The sequence below is a fragment of the Pseudoduganella sp. R-34 genome (genome assembly GCF_049904655.1).
Lineage (GTDB): Bacteria > Pseudomonadota > Gammaproteobacteria > Burkholderiales > Burkholderiaceae_D > Rugamonas.
Genome location: NZ_CP184572.1, coordinates 5,450,454 through 5,471,159, shown reverse-complemented (window position 1 = coordinate 5,471,159; position 20,706 = coordinate 5,450,454). Strand labels below are relative to the sequence as shown.

The window sequence follows — 20,706 nt, the reverse complement described above, 5'->3', positions numbered from 1 at the left end:
ATCGAACTATAGCAAGGGTCAGCGCTTTTTGCAGACGGCCCTGAAGGCCTTTTCCGGCAGGCTGTCGGGGGCGATCGTTTCGGGATCGTAGGCTTCGTATTTGAAGGTGCCTACCGGCTCGCCTTTGCCCAGGACGTCGGCGTGGAAGGTCTGGCTGAGCAGGGTGCGGGTGCCGGCCTCGCAGGCATACAGGTGCAGCGAGCGCACCGAGAGATACATCTTGCCGTCGGGCGCGGTTTGCGGCTTGCGGAAGGTTTCCATGGTCCAGGCCTTGCGGCCTTCGGCAGCGCTGCGCACGGATTTGCTGTCGAGCAGGAGGGTGCTGTCCTTGTCCCTGGAGACAGTGGTCCAGGGCCCCGCCAGCGCCACGCCGGGCGCCAGGGCGAGCAACAGGACCGCTGTTTTCATGGCAGCAGCGGGCGCTTGGCGGCCTGCTTGGCCTTGATTTCGGAAACGCTGCGGTCTATCGCGGCCAGGCGGACGGTGACGTTCGGGTGGATCGCGGTGTAGCCATTCAGCGCCGTCGCTGGATACTGGCCGGACAGGCGTTGCCAGAAGTTGCGTGCATTGCCGATGTTGTAGCCGGCGCGCGCCAGCATGTACAGCGCCAGGTTGTCGGCTGCCACGTCGTAATCGGCAGGCATTGGCCGTACGCCGGCTGTCCCGACCAGCATGGTCAGGTCAGGCCGCACCGATGCCAGGTTGTCGATGATGCTGGCCATGGTGGCGGTGCTGCGCATGGTGCCGGCGTGGCCGAGAATGTTGTGCGCCAGTTCTTTCGCCATGACGTAAGCCACGGCTTCATCGTTCTGCGCGAAGTTGATCATGCCGCGCGTCAGCATGACGCGGCTGCCGTCGTTGTAGGCGTTCACATTGTCCGAGTTGCCCAGGTCGACGCGGAAGGCGCAGGCGCGGGTGACGGGCACGTTCAGCGTCTGGCTGTTGCCATTGCGGGCAATGGTCATGCTCAAGGTGGCGCTGTTGGCGGTCAGAGGACCGAAGACGGCTGCAGCCTTGCTTTCGGCATCGTGGCCTTTCGGCAGCGGCTTGCCGCCAGCGGCGATCAGGTCGTCGCCCTTGCGCAGGCCGGCCTTGGCGGCGCCGCTGCCAGCCAGTACGCCGGATACTTGCAGCACATCGTCGTAGCCCAGCACGGCGGCCGATGCGTCGCCGTATTCGCCGGGATAGGAGTATTTGTTCTTGGCGGTGAAACCAAGCAGGTTGCGCGCCTGCGCCTTGCACAGGTCAGCGTTATTGATCAACAGCGGGGCGGCGATGCGGTACAGGCGTTCCTGCAGGCTTGCGATCACCTTCAGGTTGTCGCGTGCGGCCTGCATCTGCGGCGTCACCACCGGAGCAACTGGCGCCGACGGCGGCATTGGCTGCACCGGGGCGGCCGGCTCGCTGCCGGATTGAAAAGTTGAACAGGCTGAGAGCAGGAGCGAGGCCGCAATCGCGGGCCAGGTAAGCGGCGAATTTGAATTGTAGCGTTGCTCTACTGCCATAAATATTTCCTCAGTGCTTGCCTGTGCTGCCGAAACCTCCGGCGCCGCGGTCGCTGGCCTCGAAGTCTTCGACAACATTGAAGCCAACCTGCAGCACGGGCACGATGATCAATTGCGCCAGGCGCTCCATTGGATTCAGCGTAAACGTGTTGAAGCCCCGGTTCCAGGTAGACACCATCAATTGTCCCTGGTAATCGGAGTCAATCAAGCCTACCAGATTCCCCAAAACAATGCCGTTCTTGTGGCCCATGCCGGAGCGGGGCAGGATCATGGCGGCATAGCCCGGATCGGCGATATGAATCGCCAGGCCGGTCGGCACCAGCACGGTCTGGCCGGGTTCGATGACCAGCGGCGCATCGATGCAGGCGCGCAGGTCGAGGCCGGCGCTGCCAGGCGTTGCGTAGGCCGGCATCTGGTCTTTCATGCGCGGATCGAGGATTTTGACGTCTACAGTTTTCATTGGAATAGCGAGTTCTTGTCGATGCGTTTGGCGATTTCGGAAATCAGCTGGCGCGCCAGCGTGAGCTTGTCGGCGCGCGGCAGGATGGTGTGTCCGTTTTCGTCAAACAGGATGATGGTGTTGTCGTCCTGGCCAAAGGTGTTGTGGCCGATATTGCCGACCAGGAGGGGAATGCCTTTGCGTTCGCGCTTGCTGGCGCCGTATTCGATCAGGTTTTCCGATTCGGCGGCGAAGCCCACGCAATAAGGCCAGCCGGCCAGGCTGGTGCGGGTGGCCACGCTGGCCAGGATGTCCGGGTTCTGTTCGAATTTCAGTTCCGGCGCGCTGCCGTCGCCGGTTTTCTTGACCTTCTGCGCGCTCGGGTTCACGACCTTCCAGTCCGCCACCGCGGCCACGGAAATGAACACGTGCTGGCCGCCGATATGATCCATTACGGCGTCGAACATCTGCTGTGCGCTCTTGACGTTGTGGCGCTCCACGCCGTACGGCGTCTCCAGCGCGACAGGGCCGGACACCAGGGTCACTTCGGCGCCCGCTTCCCGCGCGGCGCGCGCCACGGCGTAACCCATCTTGCCGGAGGAAAGGTTGGTGATGCCGCGCACCGGGTCGATGGCTTCGAAAGTCGGGCCAGCAGTGACCAGGATGCGCTTGCCGGCCAGGACTTTCGGCTGGAAGGCGGCGATCATTTCCGCCAGCAGTTGTTCCGGTTCCAGCATGCGGCCCAGTCCCACTTCACCGCATGCCTGGTCGCCGGTGGCGGGACCGAACACGGTGATGCCGTCTTCGCGTACCTGCTCCACGTTGCGCTGGGTGGCGGGATTGGACCACATTTCCACGTTCATGGCGGGCGCGATCAGCAGCGGCACACGGCTTGGGCGGGCCAGGCACATGGTCGACAGCAGGTCGTCGCACACGCCGTGCGCCAGCTTGACAATGAAGTCGGCGGAGCAGGGGGCGATCAGGATGGCGTCGGCGTCGCGCGTGACGTCGATGTGGGCCATATTGTTGTTCACGCGCGGATCCCACTGGCTGCTGAAAACCGGCTTGCCGGACAGCGCCTGCATCGTCACCGGGGTGATGAAGTGGGTCGCGGCGTCGGTCATCACGACCTGCACCGAAGCGCCCTCCTTGGTCAGCGCGCGGCACAGTTCAGCGGCCTTGTAGCAGGCTACGCCGCCGGACAGGCCGAGGACGATTTTCTTGCCAGTCAGTTCCATTTTGCTGCTCCTACTTGTTCACGCGGCGCAGTTCGTCCAGTACGAACAGTGCGGCGCCAATGCAGATGGCGGTGTCGGCGATGTTAAAGGCCGGGAAGTGGCCGAAGCCGCTCCAGTGGAAATCGAGGAAGTCGATCACGTGGCCGTGCCAGATGCGGTCGATCACGTTGCCCACTGCGCCGCCCAGGATCAGGGACAGGGCCCAGCAGAACATGCGCTGGCCGCTGTGGCGCATCAGCAGGTAGACGATGTACAGCGCGGCGATCACGCCGATGGCGGTGAACAGGTGGCGTTGCCAGCCGCCTTCGTTGGCGAGGAAGCTGAATGCGGCGCCTTTGTTGTAGGCCAGGACCAGGTTGAAGAAGCTGGTGATGACTTTCTCTTCGCCGTATACGAACAGCTTGTTGATCGTGATCTTGCTTAGCTGGTCCAGCAGGATGATGATGAAGGCGATGCCCAGCCAAGGGGCCATGCTGCCGGAGGCGGGTTTGCTGCTGAAGGTGGTGGTCTTTTTGGTGGCCATAAATAGCTTTTTCTTTGTGCTTGCCAGAACCGGGGAACCAGTGTCTGACCCGCAGGGTCAGACACTCATCTGCGGCGGCCGCAGGCTTGGGTTAGGCGTACTTGCGGGATTCGCCGGCGCCGAACAGGTTGGCGTGGCAACGGCCGCACAGGCCTGGGTGGTCGGCGTGCGAGCCCACGTCTGCGCGGTAGTGCCAGCAGCGCTCGCACTTCTGCGCGGTCGATGCTGCCACGTTCACGGCTTCATCTGCTTCGGAGGCCACTTCGACAGCCTTGGCCAGCGACGTGATGAAGATGAACTTCAGGTCCTCGTCCAGCGATGCCAGCGCCTTGAACTTGTCGCCGGCGGCCTTGATCTCCAGTTCCGCCTGCAACGAGGAGCCGATCGCACCGGAGCCGCGAAGTTCTTCCAGTTGCTTGGTCACGTCGGCCCGCACGGCGATGATGGTCGCGTACTTGGCCATCAGGGCTTCGGCGTCCGCCAGTTCCGGCAGCTGCCACCAGGTCTGGGTGTAGATGGTTTCGTCGCTGGCTTTGAACGATTCCTCGCCGGCAAATGAAGCCCACGCCTCTTCGGCGGTGAAGCACAGCACCGGCGCCATCAGGCGCAGCAGGGACTGGGTGATGTGCCACAGCGCGGTTTGCGCGGAACGGCGCGCCTTGGAATCCACGGCGCTGGTGTACAGGCGGTCCTTCAGGATGTCCAGGTAGAAGCCGCCCAGGTCCTCGGAGCAGAAGTTCTGCAGCTTGGACACCACCGGGTGGAATTCGTAGCGCTCGTAGTGGCGCGACAGGTCGGCCTGCAGCGCAGCCATATTGGCCAGCGCGTAGCGGTCGATTTCCAGCAGATCGGCGACCGGCACGGCGTTCGCCTTCGGATCGAAGTCCGAGGTATTGGCCAGCAGGAAGCGCAGGGTGTTGCGGATGCGGCGGTAGGACTCGGTCACGCGCTTCAGGATCTCGTCGGAGATCGACAGCTCGGAGGTGTAGTCGGTGGCGGCCACCCACAGGCGCAGGATATCGGCGCCCAGGGTGTCGGACACCTTCTGCGGCGCGACGGTGTTGCCGATCGACTTCGACATCTTCTTGCCCTCGCCGTCGACCACGAAGCCGTGGGTCAGCAGCGCCTTGTACGGCGGACGGCCGTTCAGCATCGAAGAGGTCAGCAGCGAGGAGTGGAACCAGCCGCGGTGCTGGTCCGAGCCTTCCAGGTACAGGTCGGCCGGGAAGTGCGATTGCTCAGGATGCGAGCCGCGCAGCACGGTCTGGTGGGTGCAGCCGGAGTCGAACCACACGTCCAGCGTGTCCTTGTTCTTCACATAGTGTTCGGCTTCTGCGCCCAGCAGGGTAGCCGGGTCCAGTGCCTGCCAGGCGTCGATGCCGCCTTGCTCGATCAGCTTGGCCACTTGCTCCAGCAGTTCCGCGGTGCGCGGGTGCAGCTCGCCGGTTTCCTTGTGGACGAACACCGCCATCGGCACGCCCCACTGGCGCTGGCGCGACAGGGTCCAGTCCGGACGGTTGGCGATCATGCCGTGCAGGCGCGCCTTGCCCCAGTCCGGGAAGAATTCAGTGGCTTCGATGCCTTCCAGCGCTGTCTCGCGCAGGGTGGAACCACCGTCCAGCGGCTGGATGTCCATGCCGGCGAACCACTGCGAGGTGGCGCGGTAGACGATCGGGGTCTTGTGGCGCCAGCAGTGCATGTAGCTGTGGTCGAACATCTTCAGTTCGAACAGGGCACCTGCTTCGCGCAGCGCCTCGCAGATCGGCTTCGAGGCTTCCCAGATACTCATGCCGCCGAACAGCGGCAGGGACGGGATGTACTTGCCGTCGCCCATCACCGGCTTCAGGATGTCATCGTCCTTCATGCCGTGCGATTTGCAGGAGATGAAGTCGTCCTGGCCGTAAGCCGGGGCCGAGTGCACCACGCCGGTACCGCTTTCGGTGGTCACGTAGTCGGCGATGTAGACCGGCGACAGGCGGTCGTAGAACGCGTCTCTGGCGTGCAGCGGGTGCTTGAAGGCGATGCCGGCCAGCTTGTCGCCGGTGGCGGTGGCGATGACGCTGCCTTCCAGCTTGTAGCGCTCCAGGCAGGAGGCCACCAGGTCCTTGGCCAGGATCAGCAGCAGCGGCTTGCCTTCGCGCTCGGTCTGCACCAGCGCGTAGGTCACCTCGTGGTGCATGTTCAGGGCCTGGTTGGACGGGATGGTCCAGGGGGTGGTGGTCCAGATCACGACGAAGCCGTCGCCGGCCGGCAGGGCAGGCAGGCCGAAGGCGGCTGCCAGCTTGTCGTGTTCATGGAAGGCGAAGCCGACGTCGATCGCCGGGTCGCGCTTGTTCTGGTATTCCACCTCCGCTTCCGCCAGGGCGGAGCCGCAATCGAAGCACCAGTTCACCGGTTTCAGGCCGCGATAGACGTAGCCTTTCTCCAGCAGCTTGCCCAGGGCGCGCAGCTCGTCGGCTTCGTTACCATAGTTCATGGTCAGGTAAGGATTGTCCCATTCGCCCAGAACGCCCAGGCGGATGAAGTCCTTCTTCTGGCGCTCCACCTGCTCGTGCGCGTAGGCGCGCGCCTTGGTCAGCACGTCGGCGGTCGGCAGGTTCTTGCCGAACAGCTTTTCGATCTGGATCTCGATCGGCATGCCGTGGCAATCCCAGCCCGGCACGTAAGGCGCGTCGAAGCCGGCCAGGGTGCGCGACTTCACTACGATGTCCTTCAGGATCTTGTTGACGGCGTGGCCGATGTGGATGTCGCCGTTGGCGTAGGGAGGACCATCATGCAGCACGAACTTCGGGCGGCCCTTGGCGGCCTTACGCACGCGTTCGTAGATCTTCTTGTCCTGCCATTGCTTGACCCAGCCCGGTTCGCGCTTGGCCAGGTCGCCGCGCATCGGGAATGGGGTTTCGGTCATATTGACCGGGTACTTGCTCTCTTGCTTCTTTGGTTTGTTGTCAGACATGATGAATGCTTTAAGTTTGTGTTTCGGTTGGCGCTTGCGAAGTTGGGCAAGGCCTAAATTCGGTCGGTGACGGAGTTGGCGGCGAAGAAGGCGCGCGCTTGGTCGGCGTCGCGCTCGATGGCCTTGACCAGGGTAGGCAGGTCAATGAACTTTTCTTCGTCACGTATCTTTTGCAGGAATTCGACGCGCACCACCTTGCCGTAGCAGTTCCGGGCGAAGTCGAAGACATGGACTTCCAGCAGCACGCGGCCGGCGTCTTCCACCGTGGGACGCACGCCCAGGCTGGCAACGGCCGGCAATGGCCTGTCGCCCAGGCCGTGCACCTGCACGATAAAGATGCCGGAGAGGGCAGGACGGTGCGGCACGCGCAGGTTCAGCGTCGGGAAGCCGATATCGCGCCCCAGTTTGGCTCCGTGGATCACGTGGCCGGAAATCGAGTAGGGATGGCCCAGCAAGGCCTGCGCATGCGGGAAATCGCCTTCGGAAAGCGCGCTGCGCACGGCGGAGGAGGAAATACGGGTTTCGCCATTGCGCACGGTCGGCAGTACTTCGACTTCGAAGCCATACTGCCTGCCAGCTTCGGCCAACATGGCGACATTGCCGGCGCGCTTGGCGCCGTAACAAAAATCGTCCCCCACCATCAGCCACTTCACGTGCAGGCCGTCGACCAGCACCTTTTCGACGAAGCTTTGCGGCGACTGGCCGGCAAAGGCATCGCAGAAATGCTCGACGATCACCCGGTCCACGCCATTGTTTTCCAGGGCCTGCAGCTTGTCGCGCAGGTTGGCGATGCGCGGCGGGGCTTTCGACATATCGCCCATCTTGTGGGCGAAGAATTCGCGCGGATGGGGCTCGAAGGTCATCACGGCCGATTCCAGCCCGAGGCGATCGGCGGCCGCGCGCACGCGCGCCAGCAGGGCCTGGTGGCCGCGGTGGACACCGTCGAAGTTGCCGATCGTCAGGGCGCAGGGCGCACGCGCCGCTGCATTGGGAAGTCCGCGAAATACCTTCATTTATCTTGCTATCAGGCTCAAATGCTTGATTATACGTTCTCAATGTAAAAAAGCGCTGCCTGCGGGTGCAGGCAGCGCTTTTCTTGGCTCAGCCCGGCTTTGTTCAGACCGGGTTGTTAATGTACATGGTCCAGTAGCGGGCCAGTTCAGGCTCGCCAGCGGTGCCTTTCACCGACTTCAGGGTGCTGATGGCAGCAGCCTTCTTGCCGGCGATGTACTGTGCCACGCCATAGTGCAGCTTCATTTCTTCAGGCTTGCGGCCGGTGCCCAGCTTGATCGCTTCTTCCATCAGCTTCAGGCCATCGGCCTTGCCGTCGGAAACCATGGCATAGCCCAGGTTGGCCAGGCCGTCAGCATCCTTTTCCTTGCGGAAGTTGCCTTCCTGGGTGGCAGCGTTCTTCTGCTGGTCGGCCAGGGTCTTGGTTGCCAGGTCTTTCAGGCGCTGGTGGCGGCCGGCGTCGGCGCCGGTGCCCAGGGCACCTTTCTTGTAGCCTTCGTCGACGATCTTCAGGGCTTCAGCAGGGTTGCCGGCTTGCAGGGCCAACTGGCCCATTTCCATGAATTCGGACGGCTTGGTGATCTGCTTCAGGGCCAGCTTGAGGCGCATCACGTCCAGGTTCAGGGAGGAGGAGAAGCCTGGCTTGCCGATCACGCGGTTCAGCAGGTCGGCCCAGTAGGATGCCTTTGGATAGGATGCAGCCAGCTTTTCCAGAGTCTGCACGTAGCCAGCCTTGTCGTTCTGCTTCAGCTGGATGTTGGCCAGCATTTGCAGGCTGCCTTCGGACTTGGCACCTTGCAGTTCCTTGGCGGCTTCGTTGAGCTTGCCGCTCTGGTAATAGGTCTGGATCAGCTGCTCGCGCATCTGGGAGTTGTTCGGATTATCCTTCAGGACCTTCTGGATGTAGGTAATGGCTTTTGGATAATCCTTGGCGCGCAGGTAGATGCTGGCCAGGGCTTCGGTGATCTTTGGTGCCTGGGCTGGAGACAGCTTGCCGGATGCCAGCACTTGCTCGAAGGCGCGGGCGGCGGTCTCATTCTCGCCGGCAGCGGCAGCAGCGGAACCGCGGGTGTATTCGATCTGGAATTTTTCCAGTTCGGACTTGCCGCCGACAGCGTCTGCTTCCTTCAGTTTCGCCAGGGCTTCCTTGTAACGGCCGGAGGAGGCCAGTTTCTGGGCTTCTTGCAGTGGCTTGCCAACTTCTGCGCGCACGGCCTCGGCATACGCGATCGAGGACAGGCCCACCATCGGGACAGCAGCGTTGAAACCGATAGCGGCCATTACCAGGCCGAGGTGTGCGAGACGAAACTTAATCATGGGGTGATTTTCTTTCTTCAAAATGCGAAATAGGCAGGATAACCTGCCTATTTAGGAAAATAAAGGGTGTTTTGGCCCAATTATTTACTGGAACTGCTCGTTGCCGACCAGGCCAATCTTGGTGACGCCCAGACGCTGTGCCGAAGCCATGACGCCTGCAACCACGCTGTAGTTAACCAGCTTGTTCGGACGCAGGTGCACTTCAGGCTGGTCAGCCTGTGCCGCTACGGCGATCAGCTTGTTCTCCAGGGCAGGGCGGTCAGGAACGACCACATTGTCCCACAGGATGGTGCCGTCGAAGTCAACGTCGATGGTCACGACCACTGGTTCCTTGGTTGGCGGTGGCGGGGTGCCGACCGGCATGTTCAGGTTGACCGAGTGGTTCGCTTTTGGAATGGTGATGATCAGCAGAATGATCAGAACCAGCATGACGTCGATCATCGGCGTCATGTTCATTTCCATCATCGGTTCCGACTCACCGCCGGAACTGCCTACGCTCATACTCATGAAATGTGTTCCTTTTCAGAAGGCCGCCCCCGCTACAGCCAGGGGCGGCTTGTTCTTACATCTTATCAGGCGGTTCGGTGATGAAACCGACCTTCTGGATGCCAGCGCGCTGGGTGGTGTAGATCACACGGCCGATCGATTCATATTTCGCGTCTTTGTCGCCGCGGACATGAACTTCAGGCTGAGGCACCTTCACAGCTTCCTCTTTCAGAAAATCGAACAGCTCATTCGCGTCGCGCATTTTCTTCTGGTTCCAGTAGATGTCGCCATCTTTGTTAACAACGATGTTGACGTTCTCTGGTTTGGTCTGGATTGCCTGGTTGATCTCTTCCGGCAGGTTGATCTTCTGCAGTTTGAGAACGACCGGGCTCGTGATCAGGAAGATGATCAGCAGAACCAGCATGATGTCCACGAGCGGAGTCGTGTTGATCTCACTGTTAAGCTGCTCTTCTCCCCCGGTATCGGAGCCTACAGACATCGACATGGTATTAACCTACTTTTTTCGACGAAGCAGCAGCGTTCGAGGTGGACATTGCGCCGGAGATCAGCACGGAGTGCACGTCTGCGGAGAAGGAGCGTACATCTTCCATTGCGGTCTTGTTACGACGCAGCAGCCAGTTGTAACCCAGAACGGCAGGAACTGCGACCAGCAGACCGAAAGCGGTCATGATCAGCGCTTCACCCACTGGACCTGCAACCTTGTCGATCGATGCGTTACCGGTCATACCGATGTTGGTCAGCGCGCCGTAAATACCCCAAACGGTACCGAACAGGCCGATGAACGGAGCGGTCGAACCAACGGTTGCCAGGAAGGACAGGCCATCGGACAGGCGGGACTGCACTTTGTCAACAGCGCGCTGGATGGACATGGTCACCCAGGTCGACAGGTCGATCTGTTCCAGCAGGGCGCCGTCGTGGTGAGCGGTGGCCTTGGTGCCGGATTCAGCGATGAAGCGGAATGGGGAACCTTCGGTCAGGGTCGCGGTGCCGGCAGCGATCGACGATGCTTTCCAGAACTTGGCAGAGGTTTCTTTCTGCTGTTTGAAGATCTTCTGCTGGTCGATGATCTTGGTCACGATGATGTACCAGGAACCGATCGACATGATCGACAGGATGATCAGGGTAGCACGAGCCACGAAGCCGGCTTCCCACACAGCGGAGATACCGAATGGGTTTTCGACTTCTTCTTTAGCGGCTGGAGCAGCTGGGGCAGCAGCTGGAGCGGCTGCTTCTGCTGCTGGAGCGGCTGCCGCGTCAGCTGCTGGAGCTGCAGGTGCGTCAGCGGCTGGAGCCGAAGCGGCTGCCGAGGCAGGCGCGTCAGCCATGGCTGGGGCGCTTACCAGGGCGGTAGCTGCGGTCACCGAGAACAGCACAGCGGCCAGTACAGCGGACAAACGGGTATTCTTAAACATGCTTCCTCCAAATTTGAAAAATAATCAGTTCGCTGGCTTAAACGACAACGGACTTACTTAGTTGCGAGACGGTGCTCTGTCTCAGGTTTATTCCAGCGTCCAGACGTATTGCATCTGTTGCCAGCCTTCTTGCGGCTTGCCGTCGACCGTTGCAGGCTTGAATTTGCACTTGGAAATACCAACTTGTGCGGCCTTGTCCAGGTCACGGAAACCACTAGATTTCACTACTTTTGCCTCAGCTACGTGGCCGTCCACACCGATCAGGAAGGACATGGTCACAGTGCCAGTCTCTTCGTTACGCAGCGACGACTTCGGCCATTCTGGCTTGGCGCAGGTGCTGAAGTCGACCACAGCCGGGGTACGTACACCGGTTGCCGCAGGGGCTGGAGGTGCAGGTTGTGCCGGAGGGGCTGGGCGAATATCGGTGGTTGCTGGCTTCACGTTGGTCGCGTTGGCGATCACGTTCTGCGCTGGCGGCGGTTGCTGCACGTTCACTTCGACCGGAGGAATGAATGGCGGTGGGGGTGCCTTCATCTCTGGTGGCGGTGGCGGTGGTGGCAGTTCTTTTGGCGGAGGCGGGGCAACCTCCTCGATGATCTTGGTCTCCACCGGTTCGATCATCTTGCTAATCATTTTCTTGCCCAAGCCGGAAACAATACCGTAACCAGCAATTATGTGCAGGACTACGACGAACACGATGCCCGTATAGTTCTTCTTCCCGGCAATTTTCTCGTTATCACTGAAATTCATGCCTGCTTTCTCCAATACCAACTCTTGTGTTGCTACTTTAAACCCCCAAAATGGCGACACAAAGCTACAGCCGCATCCGGGACGTCGGCGAATTATACATACGAATTTTGGATTTTTGCATAGAATTTTGTCCCGAAAACCGTTTAAATTTCATGCCCTTAGCCCCATATTGGCAGGCTGTTACCAGGCTGTGCCAAAGTGGTCTGGCAGAAAAAGCAAGAGAAAATTGACCATTTTTTCGCCCCTGCGATTGATCTTCATCACTTTTTCTTCAAGACGAAATATTGCTCGCCAGCGACCCTGGCGAGGCTAAGGAAATTTGGCGAAGTGTGTTGCTTCGACGTAACTCTGTCAAAAGCGGCGGTCAGATCACCCGGTTGCGCTTCTCGCGCTTGCACTCGATGGTGCTGATCACCTGGCCATCCGGCGAAACCGTATCCAGGTGAACGTCAAATCCCCAGAGACGGGCCACGTGCTTCAGCACTTCATTGGCCTGCTGGTTGAGGGGACGGCGGTTGTACTGCGTGTGACGCAGTGTCAGGGCGCGGTCGTCGCGGGTATTGACGGACCATACCTGTATATTCGGCTCGCGGTTGCCCAGGTTGTACTGGTCGGCCAGCATTTGCCGCACATAGCGGTAGCCCAGCTCATCGTGGATGGCCGAGACGGCCAGCTTGTCGTTCTTGTCGTCATCTAATACAGCAAAGAAGTGGAACTCGCGGATCAGGCGCGGCGACAGATATTGCGCAATGAAGCTTTCATCCTTGAAATTGCGCATGGCGAAGTCAAGCGTCTTCTTCCAGTCGCTGCCGGCAATATCGGGGAACCATTCGCGGTCTTCCGGCGTCGGATTCTCGCAAATGCGCCGGATGTCAGACATCATGGCAAAGCCCAGTGCATACGGATTGATGCCGTTGTAGTAGGGGCTGTGCACCGGCGGCTGGTACACCACATTGGTATGGCTCTTCAGGAATTCCATCATGAAGCCATCGCTGACCACGCCCTCATCGTACAACTGGTTGAGGATGGTGTAATGCCAGAACGTGGCCCAGCCCTCGTTCATGACCTGGGTCTGGCGCTGCGGGTAGAAATACTGGCTGATCTTGCGCACGATGCGCACGATCTCGCGCTGCCAGGGTTCCAGCAGCGGCGCGTACTTCTCGATAAAGTACAGCAGGTTTTCTTCCGGCTCAGGCGGGAAGCGCGGCGCCGGCTTGTCGACGGCCTCTTCTTCGCGCCGCGGCACGGTGCGCCACAGTTCGTTGATCTGCGATTGCAGGTAGGCTTCGCGCTCCTTCTGCTTCATCTGTTCCTGCGCCAGCGACAGCTTGGCCGGACGCTTGTAGCGGTCCACGCCATAGTTCTGGATCGCGTGGCAGGAGTCGAGCAGCAATTCAATGGCATCGATACCATGCCGTTGTTCGCACTCGGTGATGTAATTCTTGGCAAACACCATGTAATCAATGATGGCATCGGCATCGGTCCAGGTCTTGAACAGGTAATTGCCCTTGAAGAAGGAGTTGTGGCCATAGGCGGCGTGGGCGATCACCAGTGCCTGCATGGTCAGGCTGTTTTCCTCCATGAGATAGGCAATGCAGGGGTTGGAATTGATGACGATCTCGTAAGCCAGCCCCATCTGCCCGCGCTTGTAGCCTTTTTCTGTCGCCAGGAAGTGCTTGCCAAACGACCAGTGGGCATACGACACCGGCATGCCCACTGAAGTGTAGGCATCCATCATTTGCTCGGCAGTAATGATCTCCAGCTGGTTCGGATAGGTATCCAGCCCGAAGTTCTGCGCTACGCGGCGGATTTCTTCGTGCGCCTGCTCGATCAGTTCAAACGTCCATTCGGATTGCTCCGGCAGGGCGCGTGGATGCGGGGGGCGCTTGGTCATCTGGTTCATTTTGGCTGCTTCTTGAACAGTTCGCGGAACACCGGGTAGATATCGGCCGGCGTGACTATCTTCTGCATGGCGAAGTGCTGGTGGTATTCGGGGATCTGGGCGTATTGCTCCCACAGGTTCTGCGGCGGGCCGTCGGTGATCTCGACATAGGTGTAGTACTGCACCTTGGGCATGATGGTGTTGACCAGCAGCTGCCGGCACAGCACGGAGTCGTTGTCCCAGTTGTCGCCGTCGGATGCTTGCGCCACGTAGGCGTTCCAGCTGCCGCCGCCGAAGCGCTCGTCAATGATCTTGTTCAGCAGGTGCAAGGCCGAGGACACCACGGTACCGCCCGATTCGCGCGAATGGAAGAATTCATTTTCGTCCACTTCCGACGCTGCCGTATGGTGGCGGATGAACACCACCTCGATCTTGTCGTACACGCGCTTGAGGAACAGGTAGAGCAGGATGAAGAAGCGCTTGGCGGTATCCTTGCGCTGCTCGTCCATCGAGCCCGACACGTCCATGATGCAGAACATCACGGCCTGGGTCATCGGCTTCGGCACCTTGATGCGGTTCGAATAGCGCAGGTCGAAGGGATCGATGTAGGGAATGGCCAGCAAGCGCGTATGCAAGTGGTGGATCAGCTTTTTCAGCTCGATGACCTGCGGGTCGTCGAGGGGCGCGCCGGCCACCAGCAGTTCCTCCAGTTCGCGTTCCGCCTCGATCAGGCGCTTGCGTGAACTGCCGCCCACCGCAATGCGGCGGCCGAGGGCGCCGCGCAGGGAGCGCAGCACGTGGATGTTCGAAGGCGTGCCCGATACCGTATAACCTGCGCGCTGCGGCTTGAATTCCGTGGTCGCCGTGAGCTGGGTCTTGATCATGTGCGGCAGTTCCAGGTCTTCGAAGAAGTAGTTCATGAATTCTTCGCGCGACAGTTCGAAGATGAAATCATCCTCGGTGGTCTGGTCGCTGTTGCCTGCGCGGCCGCGGCCGCTGCCCCCGCCGCCCTTGGGGCGGTTGATCAAATCACCTTTCTGGTATTCCTCGTTGCCGGGATTAACCACTTCCCAGATCCCGCCATGGGCGTGGCCGAACGAGGGCTCGTTCACGTCCTTGACGGGAATCGATACTTTTTCGCCATTCTCGATGTCGGTGATCGAGCGCCCCTTGATGGCGCGCCCGACCGCATCCTTGATCTGGCCCTTGTAACGCCGCAAAAATCGTTCGCGGTTGACCGCGGACTTGTTCTTGCCCTGCAAACGACGGTCGATGAGGTAAGTCATGTGCCTCCTGCCTGCTTGATTGGCGCGTCCTGATTATCCCACTTCTCTATCAGGACGACTTCCTCACGCGCAGATACCATTCGCACAGCAGCCGGACCTGCTTGGCCGTGTATCCCTTTTCCACCATGCGCGCCACGAAGTCGGCGTGCTTGTTGGCGTCCTCGGCACTGGCCTTGGCATTGAAGGAGATCACCGGCAGCAGTTCCTCCGTATTGGAGAACATTTTCTTCTCGATCACCGTGCGGAACTTCTCGTAACTGGTCCAGGCCGGGTTCTTGCCACCGTTATTGGCGCGCGCCCGCAGGCCGAAGTTGACGATCTCATTACGGAAGTCTTTCGGGTTCGAAATCCCGGCCGGCTTCTCGATCTTCTCCAGCTCGTTGTTCAGCGATTCGCGGTCGAAGCTTTCGCCGGTATCCGGGTCGCGGTATTCCTGGTCCTGGATCCAGAAGTCGGCAAAGGTCACGTAGCGGTCGAAGATGTTTTGGCCGTATTCGGAGTAGCTCTCCAGGTAGGCGGTCTGGATTTCCTTGCCGATGAACTCGACATAGCGCTGGGCCAGGTGCTCTTTTATATAGGAGAAGTACTTTTGCTCGGTCTCCGGCGGGAACTGCTCGCGCTCGACCTGCTGTTCGAGCACGTAGAGCAGGTGCACCGGGTTGGCCGCCACCTCGGTCGAGTCGAAGTTGAAGACCTTGGACAGGATCTTGAAGGCGAAGCGCGTCGACAGGCCGCTCATGCCCTCGTCGACCCCGGCATAGTCCACGTATTCGTGGATGGACTTGGCTTTCGGGTCGGTATCCTTGAGGTTTTCACCATCGTACACCAGCATCTTGCTGAAAATGCTGGAGTTTTCCGGCTCTTTCAGGCGCGACAGAATGGCGAACTGCGACATCATGCGCAGCGTGCCGGGAGCGCAAGGCGCCTTGTCGAGCGAGGAATTGTGCAGCAGCTTCTCGTAAATCTTGATCTCGTCGGTGACGCGCAGGCAGTACGGCACCTTCACTATATAGATACGGTCGAGGAATGCCTCGTTATTGCGGTTGTTCTTGAAGCTCTTCCACTCCGACTCGTTCGAGTGGGCCAGGATGATGCCCTCGAAGGGGATGGCGCCGAAGCCTTCCGTGCCCTTGTAGTTGCCTTCCTGGGTGGCGGTCAGCAAGGGGTGCAGCACCTTGATCGGCGCCTTGAACATCTCGACGAATTCCATCAGGCCCTGGTTGGCCAGGCACAGGCCGCCGGAATAGCTGTAGGCGTCCGGGTCGTCCTGGGCGTAGTCTTCGAGCTTGCGGATATCGACCTTGCCCACCAGCGAAGAAATGTCCTGGTTGTTCTCGTCGCCCGGCTCGGTCTTCGAGATGGCAGTCTGCTTCAGTACGGAAGGGTAGCGCTTGACCACGCGGAACTGGTTGATATCGCCATTGAATTCGTGCAGGCGCTTGACTGCCCATGGCGAAGGGATATTGCGCAGGTAGCGGCGCGGGATGCCGTAATCCTCTTCCAGGATGGTGCCGTCTTCCGCCTCGCTGAACAGGCCGAGCGGCGATTCGTTCACCGGCGAGCCTTTCAGGCAGTAGAACGGCACTTCTTCCATCAGTTGCTTGAGCTTTTCCGCAATCGACGATTTGCCGCCGCCGACAGGGCCCAGCAGGTAGAGGATCTGCTTGCGCTCTTCCAGGCCCTGGGCGGCATGGCGGAAGTAGGCAACGACCTGCTCGATGACGTCCTCCATGCCGTAGAACTCACGGAAGGCGGGATAAATCTTGATGACCTTGTTGGCGAAGATGCGGGACAGGCGCGTATCGTTGCGCGTATCAACCAGGGTCGGTTCGCCGATCGCAGCCAGCATCCGTTCCGCCGCCGAAGCGTAAGTCAGGCGGTCCTTTTTGCAAAGCGCGAGATACTCGGAGAGGGACATTTCCTCTTCCTTGGTGCGCTCATACCGTGCTGCGTAGTTGTCAAAAATGGTCATGTGAATGTCCTTTAATGAAAAATCTACTAGTCACATGGTCGGCAGTCGTAGCGTGGGCTGCAGGCCTGCTCAATGCTTTGCCAGCTTGCCTGAGTTGCCAGGGATTGCCCGAGGCTCGGAGCTGGATCATTATTAGCCGGCGGGGGGATGGTTGCCGGGCTCGAAACGCATCTTACGTTGATGAAATTTATTATTGCTCTATTGGATCTAGAAGTAAAGCCAGTAGTACCGCCAATGCTCGATCCCCTCGCCTATGGCACCACAGTAGCACGGCTGGCCCGACTCTGCAGCACACTATCTTGGAGTAAGATGCCAACTACTTATCAGCGGTGAAAGAGAACAAAAAATGACTACCCAAATGCGCTCCATCGTGCAGAATATGCCGAAGGCAGAACTGCACATTCACATTGAAGGCTCGCTGGAGCCGGAAGTGATTTTCGCGCTGGCCGAACGCAATGGCGTCAAGCTGGCCTACCCGTCGGTGGAAGCACTGCGCGCGGCATATGCCTTCACCAACCTGCAATCCTTCCTCGACATCTACTACGCCGGCGCCAGCGTGCTGCTGAAAGAGCAGGACTTTTATGACATGACCATGGCTTACCTGCAGCGCGCCAGGGCCGATCATGTACGCCATGCCGAAATTTTCTTCGACCCCCAGACCCATACCGCGCGCGGCGTGCCGATTGGCGATGTGATTAATGGTATCCATCGCGCTTGCACCGAAGGGCCAATCAGCGCGAAGCTGATCCTGTGCTTCCTGCGCCACCTGAGCGAAGAAGACGCGCTCGCCACGCTGGAAGCGGCGCTGCCGTACCGCGACAAATTCATCGGCGTCGGCCTCGATTCTTCCGAAGTCGGCCACCCGCCGGAGAAATTTGCCCGCGTGTTCGCACGCGCCCGCGACCTCGGACTGCACCTGGTGGCGCATGCCGGCGAAGAGGGGCCGCCAGCCTATATCGAAACGGCGGTCGACCTGCTCAAGGTGGAGCGCATCGACCACGGCGTACGCTGCCTGGAAGATCCTGCATTGACACGGCGCCTGGCCGCGCTGCGCATGCCCCTGACCGTTTGCCCGCTGTCCAACACCAAGCTGCGCGTGTTCGACCAGATGAAGGACCATAACCTGCTGGCGCTGCTCGACGCGGGCCTGGTGGCGATGGTGAATTCGGACGACCCGGCGTACTTTGGCGGCTATATGAACGATAACTTCGTCGCCGTGTTCGACGCGCTGCCGCTTGGCCTGGCCCATGCGCACCAGCTGGCGCGCAACAGCTTCGAAGCAGCCTTCCTGCCCGCCGAGGAAAAGCAGAAGTTCCTGGACGAAGTCGATACCTATTTCTCTGCCTTTAACGTGGTCTGACAATCAATGTTTCAACAAGCCCTGAGGATGACGGCGCGCGACTGGCGCGCCGGGCAGTTGCGCTTCCTGCTGGTAGCGCTGGTTGTGGCAGTGGCGGCGCTGTCGGCCGCCGGATTCTTCATCGATCGCCTGCGCAGCGGACTGAATCGCGATGCGCACCAGTTGCTGGGCGCCGACCTGGTGATCGTCGCCGACAACCCGGTGCCCGGCGCCTGGCGCGAAGAAGCGCTGCGGCGCGGCCTGCTGGTGACCGATACGCTGGCCTTCCCCAGCATGGCGCAGGCAGGGCAGGGCGATGCCGCCCGCTCCGTGCTGGTGACGCTGAAAGCCGTCGGCCCGGGCTATCCGCTGCGCGGCCGCGTCAAGGTCAATACCGACGTCGCGCAAGCGAACGAAAGCATCGGCACTCCGGCACCGGCCACGCCTGAACCGGGCACGGTCTGGATCGACCCGGCGCTGGCGACGTCGCTCGACGTCGCAGTCGGCGGCACGGTGCAACTGGGGGACAAGCAGTTCCGCGTAACGCAGCTGATTGCCGCGGAACCGGATCGCGGCGGCGGTTTCATCAACTTTGCCCCGCGCGTTTTCCTTGCCTTGTCCGATATGCCGGCGACCAATCTGGTGCAGGAGGGGTCGCGCGTCGGCTATCGGCTGTTGGTGGCCGGCCCCGGCGCCAGCTCCAGGGCGACGCAGGAATATGGCGAATGGCTGAAAACCTTGATCAGGAAGGACAATGTACGCGGGGTGCGCCTCGAATCGCTGGAAGAGGGGCGCCCGGAAATGAGCGCCACCCTCGACCGCGCCGACCGCTTCCTGTCGCTGGTCGGCCTGCTGTCGGCCATGCTGGCTGCGGTAGCGGTGGCGATGGCTGCGCGCCGCTTCATGCAGCGGCATCTCGATTCCTGCGCCATGCTGCGCTGCCTGGGGCTGACGCAGAACCAGGTGACCTTGATCTACCTCGTCGAATTCCTGCTGGTCGGGCTGGCGGGCAGCCTGCTCGGGGTCCTGGTCGGCTTTGGCGCCCACTATGTTCTGCTGCAACTGCTTGGCAGCCTTGTCGCTACCGACATCCCGGCGCCGACCATCCTGCCGGCGCTGCAGGGCCTCGCCACCGGCATGATCCTGTTGGCCGGCTTCGCGCTGCCGCCGATCCTGCAGCTGCGTAACGTGCCGCACAACCGCGTGATTCGGCGCGAGGCCGCCGCGCCGAAGCCTGCCGCCCTGGCCACCTACGGGCTCGGCATCGCCGCTTTCGGCGCGCTGCTGTTATGGCAATCGAATGACGTCAAGCTCGCCGGCGTGACCGGCGGCGGCTTCCTGCTTGGTTTCGCATTGTTTGCCCTGGTGGGCTGGCTCGGCTTGCAAGCCCTGCGTCCGCTGCGCAATGCATTCCCGCACCAGGCATGGCGCTTCGCGGTGACCTCCCTGCGCCGCCGGCCCGGCGCCACCGTGGTGCAGGTGGTATCGCTGTCGCTTGGCCTCATGGCATTGCTGCTATTGACCGTGGTGCGCGGCGACTTGATGTCGGCCTGGCGCAATACCATGCCGCCTGATGCCCCGAACCGCTTCATCATCAACATCCAGCCAGACCAGAAGGACGTCATCGCTGCGCGCCTGAAGGCAGCCGGAGTGAAGGACGTGCCGATGTTCCCCATGATCCGCGGCCGCCTGGTGGCGGTGAACGACAAGGCCATCACCAGCGAGACCTACACCGACGAACGGGCGAAAGGACTGGCCGAACGCGAATTCAACCTGTCGACGATGACGGAACTGCCGGCGCAGAACCAGGTCACCTCCGGCAAATGGGCGATGGGGGGCACGGCGGGCGAAGCCTCGGTCGAGGAGGGCATCGCCAAGACGCTGGGCCTGAAACTGGGCGACACGATGCGCTTCGATATCGCCGGCTCGCCGGTGGAAGCGAAGATCACCAGCCTGCGCAAGCTCGAATGGGGATCGATGCGGGTGAACTTCTTCGTCATCATCAACCCGGCAGTGATGGCCGACACGCCGCAAACCTGGATTACCTCGTACCACTTGCCGAAGCATGCCCTGGCTGCCGGCAACGCGCTGTCGCGCGAATTCCCCAACCTGACCATCATCGACGTTGGCGGCATCCTGCGCCAGGTGCAATCGGTGCTGGACCAGGTGATCCAGGCGGTGGAATTCCTGTTTGCCTTCACCCTGCTGTCCGGCGTGCTGGTGCTTTATGCCGCGCTGATGGGCTCCCAGGACGAACGCCGGCGCGAAGCCGGCCTGCTGCGCGCCCTCGGCGCCACCCGCCGCCAGCTCTCGCAAGCGCAACTGATCGAGTTCATGCTGGTCGGCGGCCTGGGAGGCCTGCTGGCCGCCACCGGCGCCGGCCTGATGGGATGGGGCCTGGCAACCTACCAGTTCAAGTTCGCCTGGACCTTCAGTCCCTGGGTCTGGCTGGCAGGCCTGCTGGCAGGCGCGATCTGCGCCGTGATCGGCGGCTGGCTCGGCCTGCGCAACGTCCTGAACCACCCCCCGCTGCAAACGCTGCGCGAGGCATAAGGCTGGGCCCGTGTCA

Annotated in this window: 17 protein-coding genes; 2 read left to right on the top strand and 15 right to left on the bottom strand. The window is 60.9% G+C overall.

The features are described 5' to 3' along the window. Positions 1-18: 18 nt before the first annotated feature. From ACN9MW_RS25110 to ACN9MW_RS25040, 15 genes are all read right to left on the bottom strand, one after another. Complete coding sequence (locus tag ACN9MW_RS25110) at positions 19-408, bottom strand: surface-adhesin E family protein (RefSeq protein WP_426163896.1); 390 nt, start codon at positions 406-408, stop codon at positions 19-21. Beyond that, on the bottom strand, positions 405-1,505 hold the full coding sequence (locus tag ACN9MW_RS25105) for a M48 family metalloprotease (protein ID WP_426163894.1): 1,101 nt from the start codon (positions 1,503-1,505) through the stop codon (positions 405-407). The genes ACN9MW_RS25110 and ACN9MW_RS25105 overlap by 4 nt, the downstream gene beginning before the upstream one ends. 10 nt (positions 1,506-1,515) lie before the next feature. Then, positions 1,516-1,965 carry a dUTP diphosphatase gene (gene dut / locus ACN9MW_RS25100; protein WP_130310784.1) on the bottom strand — a complete coding sequence of 150 codons (450 nt, stop codon included), beginning with the start codon at positions 1,963-1,965 and terminating at the stop codon, positions 1,516-1,518. Next, entirely contained in the window at positions 1,962-3,182 is a 1,221-nt protein-coding gene (gene coaBC, locus ACN9MW_RS25095) for a bifunctional phosphopantothenoylcysteine decarboxylase/phosphopantothenate--cysteine ligase CoaBC (protein WP_426163892.1), read from the bottom strand. Before coaBC ends, dut begins: the two co-directional genes overlap by 4 nt. A 10-nt stretch (positions 3,183-3,192) precedes the next feature. Further along, positions 3,193-3,705, bottom strand: coding sequence for a signal peptidase II (gene lspA, locus ACN9MW_RS25090; RefSeq protein WP_426163890.1), 513 nt, complete (start codon positions 3,703-3,705; stop codon positions 3,193-3,195). Positions 3,706-3,796: 91 nt separating this feature from the next. Then, on the bottom strand, positions 3,797-6,661 hold the full coding sequence (ileS, locus tag ACN9MW_RS25085) for an isoleucine--tRNA ligase (protein ID WP_426163888.1): 2,865 nt from the start codon (positions 6,659-6,661) through the stop codon (positions 3,797-3,799). Positions 6,662-6,714: 53 nt separating this feature from the next. Then, positions 6,715-7,674 (bottom strand): bifunctional riboflavin kinase/FAD synthetase, encoded by a 960-nt coding sequence (locus ACN9MW_RS25080; RefSeq protein ID WP_426163885.1) that lies wholly within the window; start codon positions 7,672-7,674, stop codon positions 6,715-6,717. A gap of 103 nt (positions 7,675-7,777) precedes the next feature. Then, positions 7,778-8,989, bottom strand: a complete 1,212-nt coding sequence (locus tag ACN9MW_RS25075; protein ID WP_426163883.1) for a tetratricopeptide repeat protein — start codon at positions 8,987-8,989, stop codon at positions 7,778-7,780. Between the two features lie 84 nt (positions 8,990-9,073). Beyond that, a complete protein-coding gene (locus tag ACN9MW_RS25070) occupies positions 9,074-9,496 on the bottom strand; it encodes an ExbD/TolR family protein (protein WP_200953793.1) in 423 nt (140 codons plus the stop codon). A 55-nt stretch (positions 9,497-9,551) separates the two neighbouring features. Then, positions 9,552-9,980 carry an ExbD/TolR family protein gene (locus tag ACN9MW_RS25065; RefSeq protein ID WP_028101866.1) on the bottom strand — a complete coding sequence of 143 codons (429 nt, stop codon included), beginning with the start codon at positions 9,978-9,980 and terminating at the stop codon, positions 9,552-9,554. A 4-nt stretch (positions 9,981-9,984) separates the two neighbouring features. Then, complete coding sequence (locus tag ACN9MW_RS25060) at positions 9,985-10,908, bottom strand: MotA/TolQ/ExbB proton channel family protein (RefSeq protein ID WP_426163880.1); 924 nt, start codon at positions 10,906-10,908, stop codon at positions 9,985-9,987. A gap of 87 nt (positions 10,909-10,995) precedes the next feature. Beyond that, complete coding sequence (locus ACN9MW_RS25055; protein WP_426163877.1) at positions 10,996-11,658, bottom strand: energy transducer TonB; 663 nt, start codon at positions 11,656-11,658, stop codon at positions 10,996-10,998. Between the two features lie 364 nt (positions 11,659-12,022). After that, complete coding sequence (locus ACN9MW_RS25050; RefSeq protein WP_426172297.1) at positions 12,023-13,552, bottom strand: SpoVR family protein; 1,530 nt, start codon at positions 13,550-13,552, stop codon at positions 12,023-12,025. A gap of 5 nt (positions 13,553-13,557) precedes the next feature. Then, positions 13,558-14,826, bottom strand: a complete 1,269-nt coding sequence (locus ACN9MW_RS25045; RefSeq protein WP_130310792.1) for a YeaH/YhbH family protein — start codon at positions 14,824-14,826, stop codon at positions 13,558-13,560. Between the two features lie 49 nt (positions 14,827-14,875). Continuing rightward, positions 14,876-16,798 carry a PrkA family serine protein kinase gene (locus ACN9MW_RS25040; RefSeq protein ID WP_057260456.1) on the bottom strand — a complete coding sequence of 641 codons (1,923 nt, stop codon included), beginning with the start codon at positions 16,796-16,798 and terminating at the stop codon, positions 14,876-14,878. Positions 16,799-17,144: 346 nt separating this feature from the next. Here ACN9MW_RS25040 and ACN9MW_RS25035 point away from each other — a divergent pair, with 346 nt between their 5' ends. Together ACN9MW_RS25035 and ACN9MW_RS25030 are read left to right on the top strand one after the other, a co-directional pair. Further along, positions 17,145-18,158 (top strand): adenosine deaminase, encoded by a 1,014-nt coding sequence (locus ACN9MW_RS25035; protein WP_426163873.1) that lies wholly within the window; start codon positions 17,145-17,147, stop codon positions 18,156-18,158. Positions 18,159-18,164: 6 nt separating this feature from the next. Then, a complete protein-coding gene (locus tag ACN9MW_RS25030; RefSeq protein ID WP_426163870.1) occupies positions 18,165-20,690 on the top strand; it encodes an ABC transporter permease in 2,526 nt (841 codons plus the stop codon). Positions 20,691-20,706 lie beyond the last annotated feature (16 nt).

What these genes read in the sequence shown, in the direction of transcription:
- ACN9MW_RS25070 (WP_200953793.1), bottom strand. Translation starts at nt 9,496, where the DNA reads ATGAGTATGAGCGTAGGCAGTTCCGGCGGTGAGTCGGAACCGATGATG.
- ACN9MW_RS25050 (WP_426172297.1), bottom strand. Translation starts at nt 13,552, where the DNA reads ATGACCAAGCGCCCCCCGCATCCACGCGCCCTGCCGGAGCAATCCGAA.
- ACN9MW_RS25035 (WP_426163873.1), top strand. Translation starts at nt 17,145, where the DNA reads ATGACTACCCAAATGCGCTCCATCGTGCAGAATATGCCGAAGGCAGAA.
- ACN9MW_RS25030 (WP_426163870.1), top strand. Translation starts at nt 18,165, where the DNA reads ATGTTTCAACAAGCCCTGAGGATGACGGCGCGCGACTGGCGCGCCGGG.
- dut (WP_130310784.1), bottom strand. Translation starts at nt 1,965, where the DNA reads ATGAAAACTGTAGACGTCAAAATCCTCGATCCGCGCATGAAAGACCAG.
- ACN9MW_RS25060 (WP_426163880.1), bottom strand. Translation starts at nt 10,908, where the DNA reads ATGTTTAAGAATACCCGTTTGTCCGCTGTACTGGCCGCTGTGCTGTTC.
- ACN9MW_RS25110 (WP_426163896.1), bottom strand. Translation starts at nt 408, where the DNA reads ATGAAAACAGCGGTCCTGTTGCTCGCCCTGGCGCCCGGCGTGGCGCTG.
- lspA (WP_426163890.1), bottom strand. Translation starts at nt 3,705, where the DNA reads ATGGCCACCAAAAAGACCACCACCTTCAGCAGCAAACCCGCCTCCGGC.
- ACN9MW_RS25040 (WP_057260456.1), bottom strand. Translation starts at nt 16,798, where the DNA reads ATGACCATTTTTGACAACTACGCAGCACGGTATGAGCGCACCAAGGAA.
- ACN9MW_RS25065 (WP_028101866.1), bottom strand. Translation starts at nt 9,980, where the DNA reads ATGTCGATGTCTGTAGGCTCCGATACCGGGGGAGAAGAGCAGCTTAAC.
- ACN9MW_RS25080 (WP_426163885.1), bottom strand. Translation starts at nt 7,674, where the DNA reads ATGAAGGTATTTCGCGGACTTCCCAATGCAGCGGCGCGTGCGCCCTGC.
- ileS (WP_426163888.1), bottom strand. Translation starts at nt 6,661, where the DNA reads ATGTCTGACAACAAACCAAAGAAGCAAGAGAGCAAGTACCCGGTCAAT.
- ACN9MW_RS25055 (WP_426163877.1), bottom strand. Translation starts at nt 11,658, where the DNA reads ATGAATTTCAGTGATAACGAGAAAATTGCCGGGAAGAAGAACTATACG.
- ACN9MW_RS25045 (WP_130310792.1), bottom strand. Translation starts at nt 14,826, where the DNA reads ATGACTTACCTCATCGACCGTCGTTTGCAGGGCAAGAACAAGTCCGCG.
- ACN9MW_RS25075 (WP_426163883.1), bottom strand. Translation starts at nt 8,989, where the DNA reads ATGATTAAGTTTCGTCTCGCACACCTCGGCCTGGTAATGGCCGCTATC.
- coaBC (WP_426163892.1), bottom strand. Translation starts at nt 3,182, where the DNA reads ATGGAACTGACTGGCAAGAAAATCGTCCTCGGCCTGTCCGGCGGCGTA.
- ACN9MW_RS25105 (WP_426163894.1), bottom strand. Translation starts at nt 1,505, where the DNA reads ATGGCAGTAGAGCAACGCTACAATTCAAATTCGCCGCTTACCTGGCCC.